Origin of the sequence: Amycolatopsis sp. EV170708-02-1 (assembly GCF_022479115.1) — a bacterium.
GTDB lineage: Bacteria > Actinomycetota > Actinomycetes > Mycobacteriales > Pseudonocardiaceae > Amycolatopsis.
On record NZ_CP092497.1, the window covers coordinates 5808622 to 5821240 of the forward strand.

The window sequence follows — 12619 nt, forward strand, 5'->3', positions numbered from 1 at the left end:
CGCGGCACCGTCCACATCCCCGCCGCCACACTCGGCGCCCCTCCTGCTGGGCCCCGGTACCACCATCAGCCAACAAGCCATGATGCTCCTGGCCGAAAGCGGCTCGACAGCTGTCTGGGTCGGCGAACACGGAGTGCGCTACTACGCCCACGGCCGCACCCTCACCAACTCCTCACGCCTCCTTGAGCAACAAGCGGCGCTCGTGTCCAATCGCACCTCCCGCCTGCGAGTCGCACGACAGATGTACGCGATGAGGTTCCCCGACGACGACACCCACGCCCTGACCATGCAACAGCTCCGAGGCAAGGAAGGCGCCCGTGTCCGCCGGCTCTACCGGCTCCACGCCGAACGCACCGGCGTCGCATGGCAACGACGCGACTACGACACCGACGACTTCGCCAGCGGAACACCCGTCAACCAAGCCCTGTCCGCAGCCAACACCAGCCTCTACGGAGTCATCCACGCCGTCATCGTCGCCCTCGGCTGCGCACCCGGACTCGGCTTCGTCCACACAGGACACATCAAATCCTTCGTCTACGACATCGCCGATCTCTACAAGGCGGACCTCACCATCCCGATCGCCTTCGACATCGCCACCCGCGATGTAGCCGATATCGGCGCCGAAGCACGACGAACCGTCCGCGACCACATGAAGGACGGCGCTTTCCTCGAAACCTGCGTGCGCGACATCAAAACCTTGCTCACAACCAACGACGACGCGATCGAATACGGACCAGACGCCTTCGACAACCCCGACGTCGTCATGCTCTGGGACTACAACGGCCGCAACGTCGCCGGCGGCACAGCATACGGCGACGACATCCCCGAGGAACCCGAATGACCGTCATCGTGGTCACCGCCTGCCCCGTCGGCCTACGCGGCCACCTCACACGATGGCTCCTCGAAATCTCCCCAGGCGTCTTCGTCGGAAAAGTCACCGCACGTGTCCGAACGCTGATGTGGCAACGCGTCATCGACATGGTTAAAACAGGACGCGCCATCATGGTCTACACCGCAGACAACGAACAAGGACTCGCCTTCGAAGTCCACGCACACGACTGGACCCCCGTCGACTTCGACGGCATCAACCTCATGCTCCGACCAGCACCACGGCAGAAACCAAGCACCGGCCACCGCAAAACCGGCTGGAGCAACGCCGGCAAACGACGCAGGTACGGAAGCCGTTAACGCAGCCTCAAAAGCAGACTAACCGTCGTTATGGCACCTAATCTGCAGGTCAGAAAGTACGCTCCCCGCACGAGCGGGGCTGCCCCCGCGACCATTGGGCTTCCGCTGTACGTTCCCACGTGCTCCCCGCGCGAGCGGGACTGCCCCCTCGACGGCCTCATGTACTCCGTCGACGGCCACGTACTCCCCGTGTGAGCGGGGCTGATCCCAAGGTAGCTGCCCTGATGTCCGGTTCCAATCAGTTCTCCCTGCGCGAGCGCGGGGCCCTGACGGGTCCGGTTGCAGATCAGCGTACTCGCGCTGGCGACATTCCAAGTTGCCGCCATTCGGCATCCGACTTGCCCCCAGCACGAACTGCGCATCAGGGCCTCGGCGACGTATCAGCCGCAACCCGCCTACGGCGCCATCGCCGAACGCCACAAGCCTCACCGCAGGCCCGGCGGCCGATCTCAACGGCTTTCAGCGAAACTCTCGAAAGACGGCTGGTCGGGATAGCCGTCCGGAGCGCCCACCACTCGGTCACCAAGCACGTGGACTTCAAAGCGCCGAAGGTCGTAGCCTCCGGCTTCCCACGCCATGTCACTGGTCTCCACGCGCGGTGACACGCTCCCTCACCAACCAGCCCAACCCGCCCACCTCCTACCCGCGTCTCACGCTGCGACCTACCCCACTCCACCACGATAATAGAACACATGTTCGAGCCAAGTTCGAGAGGGCAGCCACCGTCACCCCGTGGCACCGACATGCCCAGAGCATGAACTCGTCAAAGGTCACGACTTCGGATTCGCGGTGCTGTCGCCGGCGCAACTCAAGGAGCCGCTGGGGTCGGACCACCTGATCACAGGATTGTGATCAGACGCGACAGCTACCAAACTAAACAAATTCGCCAGTACGATCTTCAAACAGCCAGGTCAAGCAGTGTCGTCCCCGCGCTGGCGGGGCTGGTCCTCGTCGGCATGATCGTGCTCACCGGTTCGGTGTGTCGTCCCCGCGCTGGCGGGGCTGGTCCCTGGCTGGCAGGTGAGGAGCTCTACCTGGCGGAGTCGTCCCCGCGCTGGCGGGGCTGGTTCCGCCGCGGCCGCGACCCGGGAACTGACCCGCTAGTCGCCCCCGCGCCGGCGGGGCTGGTCTGGCGTTCACCCCGCCGTCGGGCGCGATCCCGCCGTCGTCCCCGCGCCGGCGGGGCTGGTCCCGCTCGCGCTCCGAAACGCGTCCGTTCATATGGTCGTCCCCGCGCAAGCAGGGATGGTCCCGGCCCGCTGCTCTGCCGATTGAGCTACCAGGGGTCGTCCCCGCGCAGGCGGGGCTGCTCCCGGCAGGATGTGCGTGGCGTCGGAGTAGACCGGAGGCGCCCCCGCCCGAGCGGTACTGGTCCGTGCTGGGGGCGGTCGCCGGGCGGTACGTACACGCCGCCCCGAGCAGGCGGGCTGGTCCCACGCATGTGATCGAGCTGGCCAACAACCTTTCAGTCTTCACTGCCCATGCGGGGTTGTCCCACACCTGAAGTCCTTTGCAAGCAGGTGCTCGAGCCGTCCCCGCGCAAGCGGGACTGGTCCAGTCATCTGGACTTCAAGACCGCGGCGCGGGCCACGCCGTCCGGACTCAGTGGGTAGAGCCGGCGGCGTGGCCCGCGTGTCTGGATCACCGGTTGCCCGCTCACTCACATGCCCTGCGAGCGCTGTGGGGCACCGCTATCCGCCGATCGACCAGTGCGCAGAACCGAGATTATTGACAATTGATTCATTACCAAGCCCCGTGGCGGTCCCCGTACAGTTGCGATTCGTCCACAGCTTCTGAGAGGTTCCCGTTCGGTTGTACGCCGAGAGATACCCCCGCAACCCAACCAGGGTAGGGATGACCGCGAGAGTGCAACTACCCGGCATGGTGCGGCCAAAATGCTTCCACCCGGGAACTCCGCCACCGTTCGGGGCGGCGTAAACGCAGATACGACCGACTGGGCAGCTCGCGTAGTCGTCTGATCCAATTTTTCCGTCGACGACGAAAACACTTATCGCGCTTGCCATGCTTGCGGGCGCGTTGGCCCTATTTGCAACTGGCCGCGTCCCCATCGACCCCATCTTGTCATCCGTGAACAAACTGCCTGACGCTGCACTCGACTCCCGGGCAGGTACAGCGGCTGCCACAGGGTTGACGGCAGCCAACGACGAGGCCACGACAGCGGTAGCCAGAACAAGCATCTTGACGAACATCAGTCCTCCCCTTGTTTCCTGAGAATCTTCGTTTTGTCGGGATTCAATTCGAGTCGTTCCACCTCGTCTCCGATCGTCTTGACTAGGTATCGGCGGTCTAATGAACCGGCTGGCACCGCTGCGGCACAGCGGGGTGATAGCGATGGCCCGCGCACCCACTGACGTTCTTTGCTTGACCTGTGCATGTTCGAACACCCTGAGAATCAACTCGAGACCAACATCTCCGACGGTCGGTTTCTGCTAGATCACCGGAATCAACGGGGTTCACACGCATAGATCAGCGACGGACCACCCTCGGTGAATCAACGCTCCGAAAGGTCGAACGCACCATCGCGTCGATCAGCGCGAGCATCCCCGCGCTCCTGGACCGTCTCGTCTGGATTTATGGCCGCATTGCAAACCTCGGTTTCCGGCAGGTCTGTGCATCCCGTTCCTCGCGGAGGTCGTCACCCCCGCGCCAACCTGGTGGCGGATGGCGGCGGCCGCTGAGCGGGTACACGATCAATGGTGTAGTGCTCACCTGCGTCAACCAAGCCTGGAGAACCTGCGGCGGTATCCGCTCGCTGCTCGGTGCCCGCGAGCTCGGGTCAGCGCATCTCTGATCTGCAGCCTCCAGCGCCTGGCTGCGTCGTATTCGTGCTGAACATCGGCGATTCGGGCTCGGGCGTAGGCGTCGGAAATCATCACAGCTCCTGGCACTGGTCGTTCGGTGTTGTCACGGTGCACCGGGGACATGCGGAAAACCTTGAACAGACCTTGTACGAGCAACAGCGATCCGCTACCAGTGGAGATGGAGAGGAGCGGGATCGTGCTGAAGATGGGGGTACTGGGGCCTGTTGAGGTTGTTGCCGACGGGGTCCGGTTCGATGTCGGACATGCGCGTCAGCGTGATGTTCTGGCGGTGTTGCTGCTTGACGTCGCCCGGGTGGTACCGGTCGACGTTCTCATCAACCGTGTATGGGGTGAACGTCCGCCCACGCAGCCGAGGAACGCGTTGTACGGCTACGTATCGCGGCTACGCCGGGCCTTGGCCGCGCTGGACGGTGTGACTATCGAGCGTGACCGCGGTGGCTATGTTCTCCTCACCGACCCACAGACGGTGGACACCTACTATTTCGAGAGCCTGCTGGGCCGCGCGCGAACAACGGTGGACGACGATGCCGCGCTGGCCTTATACGAGGAGGCCTTGGGATTGTGGCGGGGCAGGCCGCTGGGCGAGCTGGAGTCTGCGTGGGCGGACAGCGTCCGCCTCGAGATGGAGTACAAGCGCGAAGCAGCCGTGCTGGAACGCAACGACCTCAGACTGCGGACCGGTGCCCACACAGCTGTGCTGACCGAGCCTCCGCCGGACGGCATGGCCGGTGAACGAGCAGCGGCGCAGCGGATCGAGGCGCTGTACCTCGACGGACGTCCGGCCGACGCACTTCGGGAGTACGAAACGTTCCGGTCACACCTGGCGGACGAGTTCGGCGCCGACCCGGGACCCCGATTGCGCGGTCTGCACCAACGAATCCTGATCGGCACCGTCCAGGATGGTGAGCGGCCGGCCCCTCGGCAGCTGCCGAGGGCGCCTCGCTCGTTCGCCGGCCGCGCGGACGAGTTGACGATGCTTGACCGGGCGCTCGCCGCACGGGGTGCGATCGCGGTGATCTCCGGCGCGGGTGGTCTCGGCAAGACCTGGCTCGCGGTGCGATGGGCGACCGACCATGTGAGCCGATTCCCCGACGGTCAGCTCTACGTCGATCTTCGCGGCTTCGACTCGGCCCTGGAGCCTGTGCCCGCAGTCTCCGCCCTCCGCGGTTTCGTGAGCGCGCTGGGCGTTGCCGGGACGTCGATTCCGTCCGAGCCGGACGCGCTGGCGGCTCTGTACCGGAGTCTGACCGCCCAGCGTCGGCTACTTGTGCTGCTCGACAACGCGCGAGACACCGATCAGGTCATTCCGCTGCTCCCTGGCGGCTCGTCGTGCTCGGTCCTCGTCACCAGCAGGCATGAGCTCGGCGGGCTGCTGACCACTCATGGCGCGAGCGCGTTGCCGCTCCGGGCCCTCGATGAGATCCAGGCGCGGGAGCTGCTCATGCGCAAGGTGGGCGCGGTCAGCCTGGCCGAGGAGCCTGAAGCAGCGCGGGAAATCGTGCGCCTGTGCGGTGGATTGTCCCTGGCGCTCGCGATCGCCGGGGCACGGATCGTCGCCCAGCCGGGTAGGCGACTTTCCGCAGTCGCCGCCGAGCTGCGTGAAAGCCGGCTGGACGCACTGGACACCGGGGAGCTGTCCGCGAGCGTGCGCGCGGTGTTCTCCGCCTCTTACCGTTCCCTCGACCTCCGGTGCGCATCCGCGTTCCGCCTCCTTGGTCTCTGGCCTGACGGTGATATCGATGGAGCGGCCGCGACCGCCCTCTTCGCTGACGCCCGACCGTTGCGCGCACTGTGCGCCGCCAATCTCCTGGAAGAGGATCCGCCGGGCCGCTTCCGGATGCACGACCTCGTCAAGCTCTACGCTGCTGAACTCCTCGCCGACACCGACTCCCCGGACGCCCGTCTGGCCGCCTCCACCCGGCTGTTCGATCACTACCTGTCTTGGGCATCAGCGGTCATGGACCTGATGTCGCCCAACGAGCCCTACCTCCGGCCACCAACAACGCATTCGGCCGGGCCGCAGCCACACTTCGCGGATCACGACGAGGCGCGCGCGTGGCTGGATACCGAACGCGCCACTATGCTCACGCTGGCCGAGCGCGCGAAGGAAATAGACCTGTCAAGGCACGTGGTTCGGCTATCCGCGATTCTGTGGCGATATCTGTATGTAGGGGCGCACTACCAAGAAGCGCTCACCCTCCACACGACCGCTCTCGCGCTGACCCCTCCCGGCACGACAGACCATGGCTTCGCCGGCCAGGCTGTGGGCATGGCCCTGTTTCGGCTCGGCCGGTACGACGATGCCGCCGGTCATTTCGAGCAGGCCTTATCAATTGCCATCGACCGGCGAAATGCTCTCCTCGAGAGCATGGTCCGCAACGGCCTCGCATCGGTGGATGACATGCGCGGCCGGCGGAAGACTGCCAGGAAGCAGTACATGCTCGCTCTCACCGCCGCACGCCGTACCGGTCACGCTTTGCTGGAGGGTATTGCACTGTGCAACCTCGGCGAGCACTACAGCTGGTGCGGCCACTATCAGACCGCGATCGGCTTCTTGGAGCAGAGCGGCAGAATCGCGGAAGACCTCGATTCGGCCGGTCTGGGTGGACCGGTGCTGGCCGCGCTCGGCAGTGCCTACGCTGGCCTCGGGCAGAGCCACAAGGCCGCACAGCACTTCCAGCGCGCCCTCAAGTTCGCCCGTGCCGGCAGGGACACCAACCTCGAAGTCGCCACCCTCAACGAGTTCGCCGCGACGAAAGCCGGTGCCGAGGCAATCACGCTGTATGAGGACGCGCTACTCCTCGCTCATCGGATCGGTCACCTGCACGAGCGCGCCAAGGCACACCACGGTATCGGCAAAACCCACCTAGGCTCGGGGAACTACAGCGAAGCACGACCGCATCTTGAGGCCGCCCTCGCCGCCTACAGCGAGCTCGACGCACCTGAAGCCCATGACGTGCGCGCGCTACTCAGCACGCGACGTCGTTGAGGTACTCCGACAGATCGATCACACCCAGTAGCGTGCCGCCTGATCATCCACTTCGGACAGATTCCCCGCGACCCGAAGTTGGCCGTTGCGTGGACGGAGTGCGGTCCCTTGCCGCGCCCAACGATGACGCATCGATCGAACGCCCTCATCTGGGTGAAGGAATGGTCAGTGCGGGAATCCATACAGCAGGGCGAACAAGCGGCCTTCCTCACGTCACGAGCCCACGACGACACGCGAGGAACCAAATGGCGGCTGACAGAGACCAGGCTCCGGCTGACCGAGCCGCGATCTTCAGCCGGAGCCTGCCTGGACCCGCCACGAAGCAGAACCGCCTGGACGAATCGTTCTTCGAAACGTATTGACACCAACGGTGTCGATACGTCCAAGCCACAGCAGGCTGCATGCCCCCTCTTGGCAACAGATTCCGTTATTGTCACAGGCACCTGTGACCACAGGCACTGGTCGTCATAGCGGTGGCCGAGGGCACTATGACTGACCAAATTGCTGGGATTTGAAGGTTCCGGCCTTCGTCGCCATGGTGGACTCGCTGACCCGGCTGGCGGCATCAGCGCTGGGTGTGATCGCGCGCGAGAGTGGCCAGCAGCTGCCTGAGCTTCTGGACGAATCGATGCCGTGGCTCCGACCCCGACGAGGGTGATCGGTACACAGGCACGCCGGTGATGCCCGTGCGGGCGAGTAGCGGCTGGTCGTTGCGGATCACCTGGTTGTTGACGCCACTGCGGCGATTCTCTTGGATGATCTTGAGGGTAGCTTCCACCAGGAAGGGCGCGGCGCCGTCCTGGCCGTGCTCGACGGAGCACACAAGTTCTTGGGGGTACACCGCGGTGATGGGCTGGCTGGCCATTCCGTGGGTGGCGAGGGTGACGTACTCGGGGCGTTCGTGCCGCTAGGTCTCGACACCGTCGATGTCGGCCTCTTTCGTGCCGGGTCCGAGGTAGCGGGTGAGGTGGTCGTCGAAGGCCTGGGCAAAGAGAGTCTCGGCTGGTTGTTCATCGACGAAGCCGGCCAGCCACACCCCAGCAAGCGGTCGGCGGCCTCTGGCGGTGCAGCCGCGCCGTCATCGTCGGCGATCCCCAACAGCTCGAGCCCATCGTCACACTCCCCCTGCCCGCCCAACACGCTCTACGCCGCCACCATGAGGTGCACGACCAATGGACCCCGGAAAACACCTCCACCCAACGCGTCGCCGACCGGCACGCCCGGCACGGCACGATGCTGCCCGAGCCCGACGGGGGCGCCGTGTGGGTTGGTGCCCCGCTACGCGTCCACCGCCGCTGCGACCGTCCGATGTTCGAGATCTCCAACACCATCGCCTACGGCGGCGACCTCATGATCTACGGCACCAGCCCCAACGACGACTACCCAGGACGGAACAGCTGGATCAACGTCCGATCCAGCCAATCACAAAGCAACTGGATTCCTGCCGAAGGTGAAGCGCTGATCCGGCTGCTCGTCGACCTGGAAAGGGACGGCGTGGAGCCACACGAGGACCGCGTGATCAGTCCGTTCCGCGACGTCGTCCGCGAAGGCAAGGACCTCATCGCCAAGCGATTCAAGCACTACGAAGGCTTCGCTGCGAAGAACATCGGCACCGTCCATACTGTACAGGGTCAAGAAGCCAACGTCGTGATTCTCGTTCTGGGCAGCAAACCCAACGGCACCGGCGCCCGCGCCTGGGCCTCAGGAAAGCCCAACCTCCTCAACGTCGCTGTTTCCCGTGCCAAACACCGTCTCTACGTCATCGGCAACCGCGACAACTGGAAAGGCCTCCGATACTTCGACGTTCTCGCAGCAGCCGTCCCCGACGACCTGAACTAGTGCGTGTCTCATAATTTGCGGGCGAGTGATGATCGGCTGGCGCTGGAAGGCATCGGCTGGCGGTTTCACACGGGTGCCCGTGGCGTGATGCGCCGGTGGAGCCGGGGTCGTGGAAGACGTTGTGGCGGGGCCATAAGGGCAGGTCCGGAACGGCCCGTATCAGGCGATGTTCGATCGTGTGCTGATTGCCCGGGACGATGCAGAGGGCTGGGCTGGCTGATCTCGGGCGGTTCCAGCGCTGTCCGCGCTCACCAGCACGCGCAGAGCAGGCAGTACAGCGGGCGGGATCGATGACAACAATCCCGTCCGGGAGATCATCGCCAAGCCCGCCGGGCACGCTGTGGGCCGGCCTCGGGCGGGTTAACCACCAGGATCCACGCCTTGGTCACGCCAGCCGCGGACACCGGAGCGGCCACGACCACCAGTGTCGCGCTGGGTGCCACCGACAACGTGATACCTCGACGAGATTCGGCTTCAAGCCACGCCAGGGGACGTTCCAGCCATAGGGAGGTGTTCGTAGGAGCCCTTCCCTGCGCTTGGCTACCGCATCCTGGGAATGAGCGCGAAGAGAGTACCTGTGCAGGACTACTGATACTGGTTGGTCATCATATATTTCGCGAACTTGTCCGCGACATCGTGGTGTGGACTGCGATGCACGAAGAGCTGCCGTCGAACCGTCGGGTTCAACGGCTTGAGGACCACTTCTTGCGGCAATCGAGACGGAGCAGCCATCGCCGGAACCACCCCGGCGGTGATGCCCGCGGAGACCATCGTGACCACTGTGGAGATCTCTCGCACCGTGTGCTCGGGCCGCCACGCCACGCCGTTCTCGGCGAAGCTTCGTGCGAGGATTGGTCCGCAAGTACCTCCCGGATCGACGAATCCCGCCGCAGCCAGATCCGCGAGGTCTACCCGGTCGGCCTTCGCGAGACGATGCCATGCTGGCAATACCGCGAGAAACTCGTCGATGACCGGCCTGGCCGACTCGATGCCGCCGATCCGAACGGTGGAGACACTCAGATCTATCGTTCCGGCCTCGAGCCATTCGGCAAGCTCGTCGTCGTCGCCTTGAATGGTGAGCACCTGAAGTTCCGGGAGCTCCGAATGCATCACGGCGAGCGTTTCGGGTACCAGCCGGACCAGCGCACTCGCCACCGCGCCGATCCTCAGGCGCGGTGGAGCGGATCGATGTCCTAGTGCCTCGATCATCTTCAGATGCCGGAGTATGGCATGCCCGTGCTCGGCAACCTCGCGGCCGGCTGCGGTCAGCGTGGCACCCTGTGCCCGCCGGTGCACGAGTGTGCGACCCAGCCGTCGTTCCAGCATCGCGACAGCCCGGCTGACCGCCGGCTGGGTCAGACCGAGTGCTTCGGCCGCACGGGTGAAGCTGCCGTGCTCCTCAACCGACAGCAGCGCTTCGACGTGCCCCACGGTGAGATCCACATGGTGATTATTTCACGGCATAGCCGGTATGCACAGGGATCATTGGACAGCCACCTGGGTGATCGGCTTTGCTCACAAGGTGCCAGCGTCAGCCCAGCCGCTTTCAGCCTCGACACCCAAGGTGCTCGCGGCACTGTTAGCCCTGTGGTTGTGCTGGGGTTCGTCGTTTCCGGCGATCCGGGTCATGGTGACGACGCTGCCACCTCTTCTTGCTTCCGGGGCGGTCTTCCTGACCGCGGGGCTGCTGCTCGCGGCGGTTCGGCCTCGCTATCTCCGCGGCCTCGAGTTCCGCTCGTCCTGCCGCACAGCGGGGGTAGGAGTATGCCTCCTGGGCGCACAGGGAACGATCGCCGTCGCTGAACAGCATGTGTTCGCGAGCACTGCCGCGCTACTGGCCGCGGCGGTGCCGCTTTGGGTGATCGTTCTCCGGCTCGTGACCGGAGACCCGCCCACGGCGGCCGGGGCGGGCAGGCTGTTGCTCGGCTTCACGGGGGTGAGCGCGGTGTTGCTGGCGGGCTCGGGCGGAGTCGGCGACTGGACACCGTGGAATCTCGCCATCCTCGGCGCGGCCGTGAGCTGGGCGGCCGGCACCCTCTGGGCGTCACGGTCACAAGATCTACCGCCCCCCGGCCCGTCGACGATCGTGCAATTACTCTCTGGCGGCGCCGCGCTTCTCATGCTCGGCGCCGCTACTGGTGAAGGTGCTGCCTTCACCGTGAGGGCCGTGGACACGACTTCCTGGATCGCGCTCGCCTACCTCGTTTTCGTCGACTCGGTCGCCGGATTCGCGCTCTACAACTGGCTGCTCCGTAGCGCACCGGTCACCATTGTGAGCACGTACGCCTATGCGGTTCCGATTGTGGCCTACATCGTCGGTATCGTTGTCCTGGCGGAGCCGTTCCATTTCATTGTCCTTCTCGGCGCGGCACTGATCGTGGCAGCCGTAGCCGGAGAGGTCACCTCCGCCGCTTCCCGATGAACGACGCGTCCACACAGCTCAGGCCGACGACGACTCGTCACACAATCCAGCATTGTCCAGCACCATCGCACTGCAGACCGAAGCGCCTTTCAGAGAGCTACGATTTTCGCGACAGACGCAACGGGATAACACGGATTCGTCACCTGTGGACACTCGAACCGAATTGACCGGAATGAATGCACGCAATGCCCGAAACTCGCCGATGCAGACCTGTCGGAAAGTAACGAACTAGGCGCAAACGACCCCCTTCTGGCCCAATGACAGAAGACTCTTCACCGAAGTAGGGTTGTGATGACCTCAAAATCCCACCCGCACCCAAGGGCCGCATTGACGCCGCCGGCGAGCTACTCACGGCAGGCAATGGCCAAGGAAATGGCGGCACCTTACGATCGCGGGGCGAATCGGAGGTGATACATGACTTCTCCACCTATCCGCCTCCAGCGAGCCGAGGCAAGGGGCGATACCATTCGCTTCGAAAGACCCGACGGGGCGGCCCGCGCTCTCGCGGACGGATTCTTCGCGTTGGCGATCCCGGACCACTTCGATCCAGGCCCCGGGATCAACTTCTGCCGGAAATTCCACCTGCCCAGGCACGGGCGGGAAGATGACGCATACCGTGGATTCCGGAGTCTCCCGAAAATCTACTTCGACCGCGAAGACTTTCAAGTCGAGCACGTGCTGACCGACACGGAAAGCCGCCGCCGCTACTTTCCTTCACAACTAACGAAGATGGTCGACTCCATGACGGACATCGGCCTGACCGTCCTGCGCTCGACGCTGGCCGATCTGAACATCCCGGCCACTCTGTGGGATCGCGCCACCAGCGGCGCCGCCCATGGCCACGGCACGCACTGGTTCGTGGCCCACCACTACCGCGGCCGCCGGGATCAACCGGGATGCGCTCCCCACAAGGACACGGGGTTCGTAACCATCCTCTTCGCCGAAACACCTGGCCTGGAGACTTTTCGCGACGGGACATGGCACGCAGTAGACCCCTTGCCAGGCCATTTCATAGTCAACTTCGGACAGTCCTTCGAGATCTTGACGAGACGGCTCGCTCGCAGCACGACGGCGAGCCTGCATCGAGTACGGAGATTCGCTTCGCGTGAGCTCGCGCAGGACAGGATCTCCTTCGCAGCATTCATCGACCCACCACTGACTGGGAAGCTCTATCGGATCCACGAGGACGAAACCGTCTCCAGCGAAATCAGCATCGAAGACTTCCTGAGGCTCAACAACGAGAAAACCTGGAATGACCATGCGGATTTCGGCGTGTCGGCGCCGTCGAGAAAGAACTGAGGCACGCCTTATCTGACTCATATAGCGGATCAATCCCAT

The 12619-nt window shown here is 64.5% G+C and carries 10 protein-coding genes and 1 CRISPR repeat array; of the genes, 6 read left to right on the forward strand and 4 right to left on the reverse strand.

What is annotated here, in order from left to right; all coding sequences use genetic code 11:
* The first annotated feature begins 79 nt into the window (after positions 1–79).
* The gene (gene cas1e / locus MJQ72_RS26170) at positions 80–841 is read left to right on the forward strand and encodes a type I-E CRISPR-associated endonuclease Cas1e (protein WP_240593662.1); all 762 of its coding nucleotides are present in this window, start codon (positions 80–82) and stop codon (positions 839–841) included.
* Complete coding sequence (cas2e, locus tag MJQ72_RS26175) at positions 838–1188, forward strand: type I-E CRISPR-associated endoribonuclease Cas2e (protein ID WP_240593663.1); 351 nt, start codon at positions 838–840, stop codon at positions 1186–1188. The genes cas1e and cas2e overlap by 4 nt, the downstream gene beginning before the upstream one ends.
* A gap of 920 nt (positions 1189–2108) precedes the next feature.
* A CRISPR array of direct repeats spans positions 2109–2499; the repeat unit is 26 nt; unit sequence GTCGTCCCCGCGCTGGCGGGGCTGGT.
* Positions 2500–2879: 380 nt separating this feature from the next.
* Here cas2e and MJQ72_RS45190 read toward each other — a convergent pair.
* A complete protein-coding gene (locus tag MJQ72_RS45190) occupies positions 2880–3398 on the reverse strand; it encodes a peptidase inhibitor family I36 protein (protein WP_396426873.1) in 519 nt (172 codons plus the stop codon).
* A gap of 817 nt (positions 3399–4215) precedes the next feature.
* Between MJQ72_RS45190 and MJQ72_RS26180 the strand changes: the two genes are divergently transcribed.
* Positions 4216–7020: a BTAD domain-containing putative transcriptional regulator gene (locus tag MJQ72_RS26180; RefSeq protein ID WP_240601421.1), complete on the forward strand. Its 2805-nt coding sequence runs from the start codon at positions 4216–4218 to the stop codon at positions 7018–7020.
* A 565-nt stretch (positions 7021–7585) separates the two neighbouring features.
* Here the strand turns inward: MJQ72_RS26180 and MJQ72_RS26185 are convergent.
* Both MJQ72_RS26185 and MJQ72_RS44675 read right to left on the reverse strand, forming a co-directional pair.
* Complete coding sequence (locus MJQ72_RS26185; protein WP_240593664.1) at positions 7586–7885, reverse strand: hypothetical protein; 300 nt, start codon at positions 7883–7885, stop codon at positions 7586–7588.
* Between the two features lie 42 nt (positions 7886–7927).
* Complete coding sequence (locus MJQ72_RS44675) at positions 7928–8056, reverse strand: hypothetical protein (protein WP_256464084.1); 129 nt, start codon at positions 8054–8056, stop codon at positions 7928–7930.
* A gap of 125 nt (positions 8057–8181) precedes the next feature.
* On the opposite strand from MJQ72_RS44675, the gene MJQ72_RS26190 reads away from it, so the two are divergent.
* Positions 8182–8859: a DEAD/DEAH box helicase gene (locus MJQ72_RS26190; protein WP_240593665.1), complete on the forward strand. Its 678-nt coding sequence runs from the start codon at positions 8182–8184 to the stop codon at positions 8857–8859.
* A 585-nt stretch (positions 8860–9444) separates the two neighbouring features.
* Here MJQ72_RS26190 and MJQ72_RS26195 read toward each other — a convergent pair.
* On the reverse strand, positions 9445–10302 hold the full coding sequence (locus tag MJQ72_RS26195) for a LysR family transcriptional regulator (RefSeq protein WP_240593666.1): 858 nt from the start codon (positions 10300–10302) through the stop codon (positions 9445–9447).
* Positions 10303–10360: 58 nt separating this feature from the next.
* Here MJQ72_RS26195 and MJQ72_RS26200 point away from each other — a divergent pair, with 58 nt between their 5' ends.
* Both MJQ72_RS26200 and MJQ72_RS26205 read left to right on the forward strand, forming a co-directional pair.
* Entirely contained in the window at positions 10361–11281 is a 921-nt protein-coding gene (locus tag MJQ72_RS26200; RefSeq protein WP_240593667.1) for an EamA family transporter, read from the forward strand.
* 414 nt (positions 11282–11695) lie between these two features.
* Positions 11696–12580 carry a 2OG-Fe(II) oxygenase family protein gene (locus MJQ72_RS26205; RefSeq protein WP_240593668.1) on the forward strand — a complete coding sequence of 295 codons (885 nt, stop codon included), beginning with the start codon at positions 11696–11698 and terminating at the stop codon, positions 12578–12580.
* Positions 12581–12619 lie beyond the last annotated feature (39 nt).